Below are 15,747 nucleotides of genomic sequence, written 5' to 3'. Positions count from 1 at the left end.
GCATGCAACCGGTGAAACACTCACGAATCCGTCCGGCCTGGTCGGCCGCCCTACTGGTGGCCACCGTGCTGGTGACAGCTGCTGTGACCGCCGCGCTGTTCAACGGCTGGTTCCGCTCCTACCTGCCGGTGACGCTCACTGCCGACCGATCCGGACTGGTGATGGAACCCGGCGGCAAGGTGAAGATGCGCGGACTTGCCGTCGGCCATGTCACCGACGTCACGCCCGCCGCCGGCGGGACCGCCACCATGACATTGGCGATCGACCCGGAGTACGTCAGATACATCCCGGCCAACGTGGCCGCGCAGATCAACGCGACGACGGCATTCGGTGCCAAGTATGTGGACCTGATCTACCCCAGTGACCCGAGTCCCGAGCGCATCACCGCACAACAGACCCTCCGGTCGAGCGACACGACCAGTGAGGTCAACACGGTGTTCGAGAACATCGTGGGGTTACTGGACAAGGTTGATCCGGCGAAGCTGAACGCGACCCTGAGCGCCATCGCCGAGGGTGTGCGCGGTCAGGGCGAAGCCATCGGCCGGGCCACCACCGATGCCAACGAGGTGCTGCTGGCGATCAACCCGCGCAGCGAGACCATCCGCACCGACCTGCGTGCGTTGCGTGACTTCAGCAATACCTACGGTGCGGCCGCGGGCGATCTGCTGACGGTGCTTGATTCCCTGAGCACGACCTCTGCGACCGTGTCCGATCGCGCCGACGATATCGATGCACTGCTGGTGAACGTCATCGGATTTGGTGACAGCGGAACACAATTGCTCGGTGCGGCCAAGGACGATCTGGTGCGCACCGTGCATGCCCTGCAACCCACGACGTCGATGCTCTTCGAACACCATCCCGCGCTGACCTGCACGCTGCTGGGCGCCCAGTGGTTCATCGACAACGGTGGGGCCCAGGCCGAGGGCGGTAACGGGTACTCGATCGTCCTGGATGCCTCACTGGCCTGGGGCCAGGACCCCTACGGATATCCCGAGAACCTGCCCATCGTGGGGGCCAAGGGCGGACCCGGCGGCAAGCCCGGATGTGGGTCGCTGCCCGACCCGAGTAAGCAGTTCCCGGTGCGGCAGCTGGTGACCAACACCGGTTGGGGCACCGGAAACGACATCCGGGTCAATCCGGGCATCGGATTTCCCGGCTGGGCCAACTACTTCCCGGTCACCCGCGCCGTTCCAGAACCGCCGAGTGTGCGCAATCTGGACGGTCCGGCACCTGCACCGGTTCCCTATCCGGGCGGACCGCCCCATGGCGCGCCGCAATACGCACCAGACGGCAGCCCCCTGTATCCCGGCCTGCCACCGGCCCCACCGCCGGGGGCACCGCGCGCACCGGGACCCACGCCAGGATCCGAGGCGTTCGAGGCGCCGTTCCCCATGGCCACGCCGCCGACCCCGCAGCCGGCTCGACCCACCATGCCGACAGGAGCGTCATCGCCGTGAAGTCACAGTTGGGGGGCGTCCTGTGGCGCCTGAGCATCTTCTTGACCGTCTGTATCACGGGTCTGTTCGTTCTGGTGGCGGTGTTCGCGCAGGTGCGATTCCAGCCCCATCAGAGCTACCGGGCACTGTTCGGCAACGTCGGTGGACTCAAAAGTGGCGACTTCGTCAGGATCGCCGGTGTCGAGGTCGGTAAGGTCGGTCGGCTCACGATCGGCCGGGACAGCACGGTGGACGTCGAATTCGAGGTTGACGACTCCGTGCAGCTGACTCAGAGCAGCCGTGCGGTCATCCGTTTCGACAACCTCTACGGCGACCGCTACCTGGCACTGGAAGCCGGCGCCGGCGGCGGCGCGCCGCTGGAACCAGGTGGCATCATCCCGGTGGCCAACACCGCACCCGCACTGGATCTCGACACCCTGATCGGCGGATTCCGCCCGCTGTTTCGGGCGCTGGACCCCGACCAGATCAACGCTCTGTCCGGACAACTCATCCAGGCTTTCCAGGGCCAGGGCCGCACCATCGGCTCGCTGCTGGGCCACACCGCCATGTTCACCGATGCGTTGGCAGACCGGGATGCCTTGATCGGGGATCTGATCACCAATCTCGATGTCGTGCTCGGTGCGATCGGTGACAATGACGCCGACTTCGGCCATGCGATCGGCCGGCTGGACGAACTGACCGCAGCCTTGGCCGAGCGCAAGGATGGGATCGCCGATGCCACGGCGAACCTCGACAGCACAGCCCGCGAAGTCGCCGATCTACTCGCACAGTCGCGCCCGGCGATCCAGAAGGTGCGCCAGGAGACCGATCGGGTGGCGACCATCGTGCTGAACAATCATGAGTACTTCGACGACCTGCTCAACACCCTGCCCGATGCCTATCGAATGCTGGGTAGGCAAGGCCTGTACGGGGATTGGTTCGCCTTCTACATCTGCGAGGCAATCATCAAGGTCAACGGCAAGGGCGGTCAGCCCGTCTACATCAAGGCCGCGGGCCAGACGTCGGGCAGGTGCACGCCGAAATGAAGCCGATGTCAGAACGCAACCCGGTCAAGGTGGGGGCGGCCGGATCGGTGGTCATCGCCGCCGCCATCGTCGGCGCGCTGAACTACGACATGATCCCGTTTCTCAGCGGTGGCCACACCTACACCGCCCAGTTTGCCGATGCGGCCGGACTGCGACCGGATTCACCGGTGGAGGTGGCCGGCCTGCGGGTTGGACAGGTGTCCTCCATCGCGCTGGACGGCGATCGGGTCGTCGTGACCTTCGACATCGATAGCAACGTCTTCGTCGGGGACCGTTCCGAGGCCGCCATCAAGACCAAAACCGTGCTGGGCGCCAAGGTGATCGAGGTGACACCGCGCGGTGATGCTGCATTGGAGCAGACCATCCCGCTGGAGCAGACCACATCGCCCTATCAGTTGGCTGATGCGCTGGGCGACCTTTCGGCAACCATCAACGGTCTGGATACCGGTCAGCTGTCGACCTCCCTGCAGACACTCGCAGAGACGTTCGCCGATACACCTCCGGAGTTGCGCTCTGCGGTGGACGGAGTCTCCCGGCTGTCGGGAACCTTGGCCGAACGCGACACGCAACTGCGGTCACTGCTGTCCGATGTGGGCAAGGTGTCCACCGTACTGGGTCAGCGGAGCAGCCAGATCGTCGACCTGGTCACCAATTCCAACGCGTTGCTCGCACAGATCCGGACCCAGAGTGCGGCACTGGATTCCATCTCCTCGAGCATCGTCGCGGTCAGCGGGCAGGTGCGCGCCTTCATTGCGGAGAACCGCGAGTCGTTCAGACCGACACTGGACCGACTCAACGGGGTGCTGGCCATCATCGACAACCGCAGGGAACGCCTGCAGGACGCTGTCAAACGCCTCAACTCCTATGCGATGGCGCTCGGCGAGTCGGTGTCCTCGGGCCCATTCTTCAAGGGATTCGTCGTCAATCTGCCGCCCGGGCAGTATATTCAGCCATTCATCGACGCGGCGTTCTCCGACCTCGGGCTGGATCCCAACGTACTGGCGCCCTCCCAGCTCACCGATCCGCCGGTGGGACAGCCGGGCACGCCGGCATTGCCGGTGCCCTTCCCGCGTACCGGGCAGGGCGGTACTCCACGGATGACGTTGCCCGACGCGATCACCGGCAATCCGGGCGACCCGGGGTGCGGACCGCCGGGCCTGCCACTGCCCGGGCCCACCGGGTGCTACCCGTATCGGGAACCGATCCCGGCGCCCGCCCCCGGCGGACCACCGCCCGGACCGCCGGACCCTGGGGCCACCTCGCCGATCCCGCCCACCCACGGACCGGTATTCGTCCCGGCCCCCGGTGAGCCCCCTGCGGGCGGGGTACCGGATACGGACGGAGGACGATGAGGACATCCAAGGCCGGGCGGCTGGCCGCGGTCATCGGACTGGTGGCCGTACTGGCCTGTGGCGCTGCCGCGCTGCGGTTCTGGGAATCGGCCGGGCGCACGCACATCACCGCCTTTTTCGCCAACAGCACCGGCATCTTCCCGGGTGACGATGTGCGGATCCTCGGGGTGCGCGTCGGTGAGATCGCGACGATAGAGGCGCAACCCGACCGGGTGCAGATCACCATGTGGGTCGATGACAGCTACCAGGTGCCTGCCGATGCCAAGGCGGTGATCCTGTCGCCCTCGCTGATCTCGGCCCGGGCGGTGCAGCTCGTCCCAGCGTACACCGGCGGACCGGAACTGGCCGAAGACGCCGTGATACCGATCGACCGTACCGCGGTCCCGGTCGAATGGGATGACCTGCGTGAGCAGTTGGGCAAGTTGGCCGAGGCGCTACAGCCCACCGAGCCGGGTGGGGTGAGCACGCTCGGCGCCTACGTGAACGCGGCGGCGGACAATCTGCGCGGGCAAGGAGACAACATCCACACGGCGATCAAGCGCCTCTCGACGACCATGTCCGCACTCGGCGATCACAGCGAGGATATCTTCGCGACGGCCCGCAACCTGGCGCTGGTGGTGTCGGCGCTGCAGGACAGCAAGGACGTGATGCGCCAGCTGAACCGCAACCTGGCCGCCACCACGGAGCTGCTCGACAACCAGCCCCAGGAGATCGGAACGGCCATCGACGAGCTCAGTGCGGTCGTCGGTGAAGTGACGAGCTTCACCGCGGACAATCGCGAGACGATAGGGGTGACGGCAGACAAGCTGGCCTCGATCAGCACCGCGCTGCAGGAGAGCCACGATGACCTGGAGCAGACGCTGCACGTCGCACCGACCGAACTGGCCAACTTCGTCAATATCTATCCGCCCGCCATCGGCGGTTTCGCTGGTGCGTTCAGTCTCAACAACTTTGCCAATCCCATCCAATTCCTCTGTGGTGCCATCCAAGCCGCGTCCCGGCTGAATGCCGAACAGTCGGCCAAGCTCTGTGTTCAGTATCTGGCGCCGATTGTGAAGAACCGGCAGATGAACTTCCCGCCGCTGGGCGTGAACCCGGTCGTCGGCGCCTATGCCCGCCCGAACGAGATCACCTACAGCGAGGACTGGATGCGCCCGGACTATGTGCCCCCGCCAACGACGCCGGCTGCAGATCCCGCTCCGGCGCCGTTACCCGCCGAGCAGGCACCGCAGGATCTGCACGACATGTTGATACCGCCGGGGCCGGGCTCATGAACCGCCGACACGGAAGGTCCATCCTGGCAGGACTGGTGGCGACAGTGTCGCTGACGGCCGGGTGCGGCTGGCAAGGTGCGAACTCGCTGCCGCTGCCCGGTACCGAGGGGAGCGGACCGGGGGCTTACACCATCACCGCCCAACTCCCCGATGTCGGTAACATCCAACAAAATTCGCGCGTACGAGTCGGCGATGTCACGGTCGGGGCCGTCACCGCGATCGAGCGCCAAGGTTGGCACGCGTTGCTGACGATGCGACTCAACGCTGATGTCGACCTGCCGGCAAACTCCACCGCGACGATAGGCCAGACCAGCCTGCTGGGCTCACTGCACGTCGAACTGGCCGCGCCGGTCGCCGTCGCCGCCGAGGGACGCCTGCACGAGGGCTCGTTGATTCCGCTGTCCGCGGGCGGGAGCTACCCGACCACCGAGCAGACCCTTGCTGCACTGTCGTTGGTGCTCAACGGTGGCGGCCTCGGCCAGGTCCACGACATCACCCAATCGTTGAGTACCGCTTTCGACGGCCGAGCGGGTGACCTGGGCAGCCTCGTCGAACAGGTCGACGTATTCGTCGCCGATGTCGAGAACCAGACCCGGGACATCATCGACGCCGCCGACAGTGTCAACCGGCTCGTCGCACAGTTCGCGGCACGGACACCGGTCCTCGACCGGGCCCTCGACACGATTCCCAGAGCGCTGCAGGTGCTGGCGGATCGCCGTAGCGAGCTGGCACTGGCACTGGACAAGCTCGGTCAGTTCGGTGCGCTCACCGCCGAGACGGTGAGCAAGACCAAGGAGGACCTCATCACCGAGCTCAACGATCTCGGTCCGGTATTGGAGTCCCTGGCCAATGCGGGTCCGGCGATGGTGACCTCGCTGAGCTACCTGACGACCTTCCCGTTCGTCAAGGAGAACATCGGCAACTATTTCCGCGGTGATTACGTCAACCTCACCGGAGTCTTCGATCTCACCCTGAGCCGGCTCGACGCGGGCTTTCTCACCGGGACCAGATTCGAAGGCAGCCTGACCGAACTGGAAATGCAATGGGGTCGCACGATCGGGCAGATGCCCAGCCCGTATACCGGTGGAAACCCCTTGAGCGCACCGTATATCGCCGACCAGGGACGTTGAGATGAGACTGAACAAACGGATCAGGGTGCAGCTCGCCGTGTTTGCCGTGGTGTCGCTGGTGGCGGCATTGGTGATGAGCATCGGATTCATGGAGGTGCCGGCCCGGGTCTTCGGCATCGGCCAGTACCGAGTCACCATCGCCCTGCCCAGCACAGGCGGACTGTATCCGTCGGGCAATGTCACCTACCGGGGGCTGGGGGTGGGGCGGGTGGTCGACGTGCGGATGACCGACACCGGTATCGAAGCCGACCTGTCACTGAACTCCGATGTGTCGATCCCCGCCGAGGTGACCGCACGCGTACACAGCCGGTCGGCGATCGGCGAACAGTACGTCGAACTCACCCCGCTCGCCGATGCGCGCGGCGTCGCGTTGCGTGATGGCGACGTCATCGGTATCGACCGCACTGGAGTGCCCGTCGACATCGATACCATTCTCGACGAGACCAACCGCGGCTTGAGCGCCATTCCCGCGGACAACCTTCGTACCGTCATCGATGAGAGTGCGACCGCGTTCGGCGGTCTGGGACCGGACTTGGCCCGGCTGGTCCGGGCATCCACGAAGTTGGCCTCTGGCGCCAAGGCGGATCTGCGGGCGCTCACCACCCTGATCGACGAATCGGCCCCCGTGCTGGACACCCAGAGTGACACCGCCGGCGAGATCAGAGCCTGGGCGTCGCAGTTGGCCGGGATCACCGGTCAGCTGGCCCAGCGGGACACCGCGGTACGCAGGCTGATCGGGGACGGTGCCGCGACGGCGGGGGAAGTTCGCCAATTGTTCGAGCGGCTGCAGCCGTCCTTGCCGATCATGCTCGCCAACCTCGCCGGGGTGGCCGAGCTGGCTGTCACCTACCAGGCCGGAGTGCGGCAGGTCCTGGTGCTGGTTCCCCAGGCCATTGCCGTTTTGGGCAGTTCGCTGGTGCCCGGTATGGGAGTGATGAGCGCCTACAAGGGACCGTTTGTCACCTTCGATCTGAACCTGAACGTGCCACCGCCCTGCCTGACCGGCTTTCTTCCACCCAGCCAACAACGTTCACCGGCGTTCGAGGACTATCCGGACCGGCCCGCCGGTGATCTGTACTGCCGGGTGCCACAGGATTCCCCCTTCAATGTGCGTGGCGCGCGCAACCTCCCGTGTGTCAACAAGCCGGGCAAACGCGCACCGACGGCACGGATGTGCAACAGCGACGAAGAGTATGTCCCGCTCAACGACGGGTTCAACTGGAAGGGAGACCCCAACGCCACCATGTCGGGTCAGGGAATCCCGCAGGTCGACACCGCCGCACCGGCACCGGCTACGCCACCGGAATCAACACCCCAGGCCGCGCCAGCCTCTCTGACGCCGCCCGCGACGAGCCAAACTGACGATGTCCCAATAGCATTCGCGTCCTACAATCCGGCTGACGGATCCTATGTGGGCCCCGACGGCAACGTCTACGCACTGACCAATCTCGCCGAACACCGTCCCGAGCAGACCTGGCAGTCGATGCTGGCCGCCGAAGGCTGACCACATATCGGACGACACAATGGACGCTGAAAACCGTCTTCGTCGGTGTTAGCGGCAATGCTAGCAACGAGCTATCCCTTGTTCCGGCGGTCGGTGGATGCCTAGGGTTTGCTGCGTACGGACATCATTCACTCGGCCTTGAGCTTGGGAGGTGCGGTGGTAGGCGCAGAGCAGACCATGATTCGATCACTGCAGCGCGGTCTGCGCATCATCAACGTGGTGGCCGCGCACGGTCCGCTGCACGCAAAGCCCGTCGCACGTCAGGTAGGGGTTCCCCTTCCGACGGCCTACCACCTGTTGCGAACGCTGGTCCACGACGGCTATCTGATCCGGTTGGACGACGGCTCCTATGTGCTGGGTGGGCGGTTGGACTGGACCGGTTTCGCCACGGCCCCTGCGGAGTCGCGGTCGTTGGCCTCCGTCAACGAGGCGGGCTGATCCCGTGGATGCGTCGGCCCCGACCCTGATCCAGAGCTTGCAGCGGGGGATGAGGCTCGTCGACATCGTGGCCGAGCGGGGTCCCGTGACGGCCAAATCCCTCAGTGACTCAACCGGGATCGTGGTGGCCACGGTCTATCGTCTGGCGCAGACCCTGGTATACGAGGGATATCTTGCCCGCACGCGGGATGGTCGGTACGTGCTGGGTTCGCAGTTCGCCAGTGTCGCAGAATTGGAAGGCCGTGCTCGGGATTATCGGCTGGTTCGCGAAGCGATGGCGCGTCTGGCGGCCGCCACGCGATCGCATGTCATGATCGGTGGCCTGCTACACGGCGAAGTCGAAGTCTGGAGCATGGCCGAACATCCGGCGGCCCCGCAAATCGACTGTTGGCCGGGAGTGCACCTTCCCGGCCATGCCACCGCGATCGGTAAGAGCATCTTGGCGCACGCCGGAACGGCCCAGCGTGAAACGTATCTGACCCAACATCCGTTGCGCAGCTACACATGTCACACCATCGAGACCAGCTCGCGGCTTGGGCCTCATTTGGTGGCCCGCCCGTTGTCGATCAGTGACCAGGAGTTCCGCTACGGGGTCACCTGTCTTGCTGCACCGCTGGCCGATGCGAGCATGCCCGCCGCGCTGGGGCTTGCCACCCGTTCGGGCCGTTCGGTGCGCGCCCAGGACGAGATTGAGGAGCACCTGCTCGCGGCGGCGACGAAGATCTCGAAGCTGTTGTTGCACAATAAGTTAACCCGTACCCGGGTCGTCGCTTAGCGCATGCTTGAGGGGTGCCTTCCGTACCCCCGTCGAACCTTTTGCCGGCCGCCGACCGGCGGTATAACTGAGGCTGTCGAACCTCTGTGCATCTCACAAATATCGCGAAAGATATTCTATGACTCCGCTTTCCGATGAAGAACGAGCGACGCTCAGCTCTTCGGTCCGTGCTGCGTGTACGCGCCTGCTGCCCGAGCACCGACTGCGCGCCGTCGCCTACGAGGGACCCGTGGGCGATCGCGGTTTCGACCGTCAGCTCTGGGAAGTCCTGTGCGGCCAGGTCGGCGTAGCCGCGATCGATATTGCTGACGGTGGCCAGACCGATGATTGCCCGATTGCGGCGCATGCCGTGATCGCTCACGAGGTCGGGCGGGCACTGGCGCCGGTGCCCTTCCTGTCCTCGGCCATTCTGGCCACCCGCCTGCTCACCGCGACCGACGGGGCCATTGACCTCGTGGAGGGCCTGGCTGCCGGCGAGAGCACCGCCGCGGCGGCCGTGCCCACCAAGGACGGCGGCGTCGAGGAGGCCGAATTACCTGTGTCGTCCGACGACGCTGGACAGTGCCGGCTCTCGGGGGCGGTACGCCACGTCCTGGGCGCGGCGGGCGCCGAGCACATCGTGGTTCTCGCCACGCAGAACGGTCGCCCGCAGCTGTACCTCGTCGACCGCGATCAGTCCGGTGTCACGATCACTGTCGAACCCGTACTGGATGCGACCCGGCCGATGGCGACGGTTGCCCTGGACGGCGCGGCGGCCAGGTGCCTGCCTGCTGATCGCCCGGCAGAGGAGATCGTCGCCGATAGCCTGCGGTACGCCCTCGCTGTCCTGACCGCCGAGCAGGTGGGCGCCGCCGAGCGGGTTCTGGAGATGGCGGTCGAATACGCCAGGGTGCGCAGACAGTTCGACCGGCCGATCGGTTCCTTCCAGGTCATCAAACACAGGTGCGCGGACATGCTGGTGGAGCTGGAGATGGCACGGTCGGCGTCATTGGCTGCGGTCGAAGCCGTCGAGGCCGCCGACCCCGACGCGCCCTGGCTGGTCAGCATGGCCAAAGCGGTGTGCTCGGAAAGCCTGCGCGGAGCAGCGCACGCCAACCTGCAGATTCACGGTGGCATCGGCTTCACCTGGGAGCATGCCGTGGGTCTGTACGTCAAACGGGCCCGCACCGACGAGGTGTTGTTCGGGTCACCGGCGGCCCACTGGACCGTGCTGGAGCGATCAGCCGCGCTGATCGGGGTGGCATCGTGACGGGCGATCTCGACACCGCTTCCCCGACCCTCACCCGTGCAGAACTGCGCGCCTTCCTGGCCGGTGCGCCCAAACCGGCAGGACTGCGCAACTACGGGCCCACGCCCACCGCGGCCGATGTCGAGCCGGGTTCGGCGTGGCACCGCTTCCTGGCCCAGCACGGCTACACCTGCCTGCACTGGCCGACCGAGCACGGCGGGCGGGACGCGTCGGTGGCATTCCAGGCGATGTTCGCCGAGGAATGCGCGCACGCCGAGGTTCCCCGGCAGTTCAGCCTCTTCGGGCCCGATCTGGTCGGGCCGGTGCTCATCCGCTACGGCAGCGATGCGCAGAAGGCACGACACCTCGAACCCATCCGGACCGGCGGGCATATCTGGTGCCAACTGTTCTCCGAGCCCGAGGCGGGTTCTGATCTGGCATCGTTGCGCACCCGCGCTCAGCCCACCGAGACGGGCTGGCTGGTCGACGGGCAAAAGGTGTGGAGCTCCGGTGCTGCGGACGCGGATTTCGGAATTCTACTGGCCCGCACGGGATCCGATAAGCATGGTGGACTGTCGATGTTCATCGTCGAGATGCGGACACCGGGCATCACGGTGCGCCCGCTGCGTCAGATCGACGGGGAATCGAAGTTCAACGAGGTATTCCTCGATGGTGTCGAAATCCCGGGGGACGCCCTGGTAGGCCGGGTGGGTCAGGGCTGGGAACTGGCGCTGGCGATGCTCGGGCGGGAGCGGCTGACCCTGGGCACCCATGCGGTGGCGATGTTCCGCCGCCATGACGCCCTGGTCGCGGCGGCGCGTAGCCGCGGTGTGCTGGACCCGGTGCTGGGCCGGGCGTTGACGAGGCTGTGGGCCAGGACGTGGCTGTTGCGCCACACCTGGCAACGAGCCGTGGCTGGCGGAGATGTCACCTCACCGGAGTTCTCGGTGCTCAAACTGGTTGCCTCCGAGACCGATCGCGACCTGTCCGACCTGGCCACCGATGCGCTTGGCATCGATGCATGTGTCGATCCAGAGCTCGATGAACTGGTGCGGCACATGCTCGTCGGGCGTGCCCAGACGATACTGGGCGGCACCAGCGAGATTCAGCGCAACATTCTTGCCGAGCGGCTTCTGAAGCTGCCCCGGGAACCGCATTGACCACCTTGACTCTGGCGCAGGTGTTCCGGGCGAGGCTGCGCCCGGGGATGACGGTGGCCCTCGGCGACGGGGTCGGGGTACCGGGACGACTGCCCGATGGCACCTCGGTATGCGAGGCGCTGTGCAGTGCGGCAGCCGAGATCGGGGGGATCCGGCTGGTCGTCGGTTGGCTGCCCGAACCCGCCGACGGTCTGGACGCGAAGGCCTTCGACGAGCTGGTCGTGCTGATGCCCGGCGCCGGAGCACGGGCGTTGATGCACAGTGCCACAACACGATTCGTTCCGGCGCGGTTCTCGGCGTGGCCGGCTCTGTTGGCCGACCGGCTGCGGCCGCAGCTGCTGATCACTCGCCTCGTCGAACGCGCGGGCGCACTGCACTTCGGCAGTGAGGTGTCCTATCAGCGCGCGCTGGTCGAGTCCGGGGTGCCGGTGCTGGCGGTCGTCGACGACGCCACCCCGATGGCCTCGGCCGAGCCACCCCTGAGCCCGGCCCAGGTCGAGATCGTCGCCCGCAGCTGTGCCGGGCCGGTCAGCCACCACCGGGAACCGGAGCCGCTGCACGATGCGCTCGCCGATGCGGTACTGCGATTCATTCCGGCGGGCTCCCGGATCCAGTACGGACCTGGGCAACTTGGTACCGCGCTGCTGCGCCGGGCGACGGTGCCGCTGCATGTGGACACCGGCCTCCTCACCGATGCGGTGATCGATCTGGAGCGCCACGGGCTGCTCTGCGGCAACCCTTCGGCGACCTATTTGACCGGGACACAGGAAATCTACGAGTGGGCGGACGGGCGGCCGATACTGCGCGGGGTGCAGCACACCCACGATCTGACCCGGCTGTCACGGGGTATCCCGTTGATGGCCGTCAACACCGCCGTCGAGATCGACCCGGTGGGACAGGTGAACGTCGAGGGACGGGGCGACAAGGTCATCGGCGGCATCGGCGGGCATCCGGACTTCTGCGCCGCCGCCCGCATGCATCCGCAGGGTCTGTCGATCATCGCGACCCCCTCGACGGTGAACGGTCACAGTCCGCTGGTGGAGCAACTCAGCAGGCCGGTGTCCACACCGGCCGGCGATGTGGACCTCATTGTGACCGAAAACGGCCACGCAGACCTGCGCGACGCCGATTGGCCGTTGCGGCGCAGAAGGATAGCCGAGTTGTTCGGCCTCTGATCGAGAAGGGATCGGGTATGTCAGCACTGGACGGTCAGGTGGTTCTGGTCACCGGAGGAGGTCGGGGTATCGGACGTGCACACTGCCTCGAGCTTGCGGCGCGTGGCGCCGCGGTCGTGGTCAACGATCCGGGCGTGGACCGAGACGGCAGCGGCGGTGGGGTGGGACCTGCCGAAGCCGTCGTCGCCGAGATCACCGACGCGGGCGGAGTAGCGTTGGCGCACACCGGATCGGTCACCGACTGGGAAGACGCCCGCGACATGGTCGGTCGGGCGGTGTCTGTGTTCGGAACGCTGACCGGCGTGGTGAACAACGCGGGGATTCTGCGCGACGAGGTGATCACCAGCGCAACGGAACAGGCCTGGGACGCGGTCGTCGATGTCCATCTGAAGGGAACCTTCGCGGTGACCAAACACGCGTGTGACTACTGGCGCTCGATGGCCAGGAGCGGACACGCCGTGGACGCCCACATCGTCAACACCGTGTCGGGCGCTGGCCTGTGGGGCAATCCCGGCCAGGCCGCCTACAGCGCGGCCAAGGCGGGTATCGGGGCGCTCACCTTGGTCACTGCGCTGGAGATGGCACGCTACGGGGTCGCGGTCAACGCGATCTCCCCGTTGGCAGTCACCCGAATGAGCGCATCCTTCTTTGGTGAGGAGCGGGCCGCCGATCCCGAACTCGACCCGGCGTGCATCTCGGCTGTGGTGGCCTGGCTGCAATCCCCGCAGGCGTCATGGCTGACCGGGCAGATAGTGCGGATCGACGGCCGCCGACTGATCCGCATCGAAGGGTTCACCGAGGCGCCGCACCACTATGTGGCGCGCAACGGCGAACGCCTGGAATTCGACGAACTGCAACAGGCGGCGCGCTGGCTGTGGGGCACCGCGCCACGCGGACTCGCCGGCCCGCTACCGGTGCGCTCATGAGCACCGATGCCATGGCCTCGGTGAACGGATTCTTCGCCGACCTGACCGCCAATAGCGCCGAACTGGCGGCGATGAGGCGCGGCATCCGGGAGTTTCTGCGCGCCGATCGAGATGCGCACGGCTGGACTCCCCGGGTCGACTCGTGGTTGTCCTGCTGGGACGAAGGATTCAGCGAACGCCTCGGCGCCGCGGGCTTCCTGGGCATCACCACGCCACGCGAGTACGGCGGGGCGGGCCTCGGCCATCTGCACCGCTACGTGGTCACCGAGGAACTCTTGGCGCACGGCGCGCCGGTGGCCGCGCACTGGATCGCCGATCGCCAGGTCGCGCCCGCACTGCTCACCTACGGCACGGAGGAGCAGCGTCGCCGCATCCTGCCACGTATCGCTGCGGGCCGTTTCTACTCGGCGATCGGTATGAGCGAACACGGTGCCGGCTCGGATCTGGCGGCGGTCAGCACCCGTGCGACCAGAGCAGCGGGCGGCTGGAAGCTGTCGGGAACCAAGGTGTGGACCAGCGGAGCCCACCACTCACATCAGATCGTGGTGCTCGCCCGCACCAGTGCGGTTGATCCCGAACAGCGGCACGCCGGGCTGAGCCAGTTCCTGGTGCCCCGCGACGCGCCCGGTGTGACCATCAGTGCCATCGAATTGATGTCCGGTGAGCACCATTTCAACGAGGTACTGCTCGACGATGTCGAGATCGCCGAGTCCGACGTGCTCGGTGAGATCGGAAACGGTTGGCATCAGGTCACGTCCGAGTTGTCGTTCGAGCGCAGCGGACCCGAACGCATATTGACCACGATGCCGCTGATCTCGGCGGCGCTGGCGCGGTTGGCCGCGCAGGACGATACCGATGATGCGATGTTGGCCGATGTCGGCCACCTGGTCGCCCGGTTGACATCGTTGCGGCAACTGTCGGTGGCGGTGGCCAGGGCATTGGTGGCCGGGCAGCCGGCCGCCAACCAGGCCGCGTTGGTCAAGGATCTGGGCACTCGATTCGAGCAGGAGTCGGTCGACATCGTCGCCGACCTGCTGGAGCGCGTACCGGCCGACCCAGGACTTCAGGCAATGGTGAACATTGCGTGGTTGCACCGGCCGCTGTTCACACTGCGGGGCGGCACCAACGAGGTGTTGCGCGGTGTGGTGGCGCGGGGGATGGGATTACGATGACGAACTTCGATTCCGTGCTGGCCCATGGTGTCTTCGGCGCCGCGTCTGGGGCCGGTGAATTCGATGCGCTCGCCGAACTGGCCGACGATCTCGGTCGACGCTCCTCCGACGCCCGCCTCGGGTGCCGGCGACGGCCCGACACCTTCGACGAGCAACTCTGGGATGGGTTGGTTGCGAGCGGACTGGACCGGCTCACCAGCGATGCCGACAACGAAGCGGGACCCGCCGAGCTCGCGGTGGTGCTGTACTGGTTGGCGCGCAGCAGCGCCGCGGTTCCGGTCGCCGAGACGGACCTGGTGGCGGCCTGGCTGATGCAACGCGCCGATATCGCGGTGCCGACAGACGGGCCGCTTACGGCCGGACGGGCCGTGGGGACGGCACTGGGAGGGCTGGTCACCGGTGTGGCGGGCGCGGTCCCGTGGGCGCGTTCGGCCGGCCGAGTGGTACTGGTCGAGGTGCGCGGGCCCGGTGCCGACGACGGGACCCTCCACGTCGCGCTGGCCGATCCCGCCGACACGGTGATCAACCACGGTATGAATCTGGCCGGTGAACCGCGTGACGAGATCGCCTTCGCGATCGCCGGTGACACGTTGCGTCCCGTTGACCCGGCCGTCGCCGAGGAATACGAATGCCGTGGGGCGTGGGCCCGGTGCGTCCAGTTGATCGGTGCGCTCGATGCCGCGGCGGAGTCCTCGGTACGGCACTGTCGCGAGCGGGTGCAGTTCGGCCGGCCGTTGAGCAAACTGCAGAGTGTGCAGCATGCGCTGGCAGTCATGGCGGGTGATATCGAGCGCGCGCGTGCCGCAGTGACATTGGCAGTCGCCGCCGCGACCGATCTCGGGTTCGGGGACGGTCGCACCGAGTACGCAGTTTCGGTGGCCAGGACGGTGCTGGGCCCGGTGGTCGGTGCGGTGACCGAGTCCGCGCATCAGCTGCACGGCGCGATGGGAACCAGTATCGAGCATGGGCTGTGGCCGTCGACGCTGCGCGCCAGGAGCTGGGTCGACGAGTTCGGCAGCGTGGGCCACCACGCTCGGCGCGTCGGCCGGACGGCGTTGGGCACCGCCGATGTCTGGGACTGTGTCACGGGTTCGCGCTGGGGCTCACCACCGGTGAAACAACCGGGGTGAA

The 15,747-nt window shown here is 66.7% G+C and carries 14 protein-coding genes; all 14 read left to right on the top strand.

What is annotated here, in order from left to right:
* The first annotated feature begins 2 nt into the window (after positions 1-2).
* The 14 genes from ASE48_RS29105 (at position 3) to ASE48_RS29040 (ending at position 15,746) form a co-directional block, all read left to right on the top strand.
* A complete protein-coding gene (locus ASE48_RS29105) occupies positions 3-1,457 on the top strand; it encodes an MCE family protein (protein WP_057170611.1) in 1,455 nt (484 codons plus the stop codon).
* Positions 1,454-2,482 carry an MCE family protein gene (locus ASE48_RS29100; RefSeq protein ID WP_057170610.1) on the top strand — a complete coding sequence of 343 codons (1,029 nt, stop codon included), beginning with the start codon at positions 1,454-1,456 and terminating at the stop codon, positions 2,480-2,482. The genes ASE48_RS29105 and ASE48_RS29100 overlap by 4 nt, the downstream gene beginning before the upstream one ends.
* Positions 2,479-3,834: an MCE family protein gene (locus tag ASE48_RS29095; protein WP_057170609.1), complete on the top strand. Its 1,356-nt coding sequence runs from the start codon at positions 2,479-2,481 to the stop codon at positions 3,832-3,834. The genes ASE48_RS29100 and ASE48_RS29095 overlap by 4 nt, the downstream gene beginning before the upstream one ends.
* Positions 3,831-5,108 carry an MCE family protein gene (locus ASE48_RS29090; protein ID WP_057170608.1) on the top strand — a complete coding sequence of 426 codons (1,278 nt, stop codon included), beginning with the start codon at positions 3,831-3,833 and terminating at the stop codon, positions 5,106-5,108. The genes ASE48_RS29095 and ASE48_RS29090 overlap by 4 nt, the downstream gene beginning before the upstream one ends.
* Positions 5,105-6,238 (top strand): MCE family protein, encoded by a 1,134-nt coding sequence (locus ASE48_RS29085; RefSeq protein WP_057170607.1) that lies wholly within the window; start codon positions 5,105-5,107, stop codon positions 6,236-6,238. The genes ASE48_RS29090 and ASE48_RS29085 overlap by 4 nt, the downstream gene beginning before the upstream one ends.
* A gap of 1 nt (position 6,239) precedes the next feature.
* Positions 6,240-7,742, top strand: coding sequence for an MCE family protein (locus ASE48_RS29080; protein WP_057170606.1), 1,503 nt, complete (start codon positions 6,240-6,242; stop codon positions 7,740-7,742).
* Positions 7,743-7,919: 177 nt separating this feature from the next.
* Positions 7,920-8,180: a helix-turn-helix domain-containing protein gene (locus ASE48_RS29075; protein ID WP_156409410.1), complete on the top strand. Its 261-nt coding sequence runs from the start codon at positions 7,920-7,922 to the stop codon at positions 8,178-8,180.
* Between the two features lie 4 nt (positions 8,181-8,184).
* The gene (locus ASE48_RS29070; protein ID WP_057170604.1) at positions 8,185-8,955 is read left to right on the top strand and encodes an IclR family transcriptional regulator; all 771 of its coding nucleotides are present in this window, start codon (positions 8,185-8,187) and stop codon (positions 8,953-8,955) included.
* 118 nt (positions 8,956-9,073) lie between these two features.
* The gene (locus ASE48_RS29065; protein WP_057170603.1) at positions 9,074-10,204 is read left to right on the top strand and encodes an acyl-CoA dehydrogenase family protein; all 1,131 of its coding nucleotides are present in this window, start codon (positions 9,074-9,076) and stop codon (positions 10,202-10,204) included.
* Positions 10,201-11,343 (top strand): acyl-CoA dehydrogenase family protein, encoded by a 1,143-nt coding sequence (locus tag ASE48_RS29060; protein WP_235571647.1) that lies wholly within the window; start codon positions 10,201-10,203, stop codon positions 11,341-11,343. The genes ASE48_RS29065 and ASE48_RS29060 overlap by 4 nt, the downstream gene beginning before the upstream one ends.
* Positions 11,344-11,390: 47 nt before the next feature.
* Complete coding sequence (locus ASE48_RS29055) at positions 11,391-12,518, top strand: acetyl-CoA hydrolase/transferase C-terminal domain-containing protein (RefSeq protein ID WP_057170602.1); 1,128 nt, start codon at positions 11,391-11,393, stop codon at positions 12,516-12,518.
* A 17-nt stretch (positions 12,519-12,535) separates the two neighbouring features.
* Complete coding sequence (locus tag ASE48_RS29050) at positions 12,536-13,444, top strand: SDR family NAD(P)-dependent oxidoreductase (RefSeq protein WP_200962282.1); 909 nt, start codon at positions 12,536-12,538, stop codon at positions 13,442-13,444.
* Positions 13,441-14,616, top strand: a complete 1,176-nt coding sequence (locus tag ASE48_RS29045) for an acyl-CoA dehydrogenase family protein (protein ID WP_235571645.1) — start codon at positions 13,441-13,443, stop codon at positions 14,614-14,616. The genes ASE48_RS29050 and ASE48_RS29045 overlap by 4 nt, the downstream gene beginning before the upstream one ends.
* Positions 14,613-15,746, top strand: a complete 1,134-nt coding sequence (locus tag ASE48_RS29040) for an acyl-CoA dehydrogenase family protein (RefSeq protein WP_057170601.1) — start codon at positions 14,613-14,615, stop codon at positions 15,744-15,746. Before ASE48_RS29045 ends, ASE48_RS29040 begins: the two co-directional genes overlap by 4 nt.
* Position 15,747: the final 1 nt, after the last annotated feature.

The sequence above is a fragment of the Mycobacterium sp. Root265 genome, from assembly GCF_001428895.1.
Classification (GTDB): Bacteria; Actinomycetota; Actinomycetes; order Mycobacteriales; family Mycobacteriaceae; genus Mycobacterium.
The sequence above is the reverse complement of the archived record's forward strand: the minus strand, read 5'-3'. Positions and strand labels throughout refer to the sequence as shown.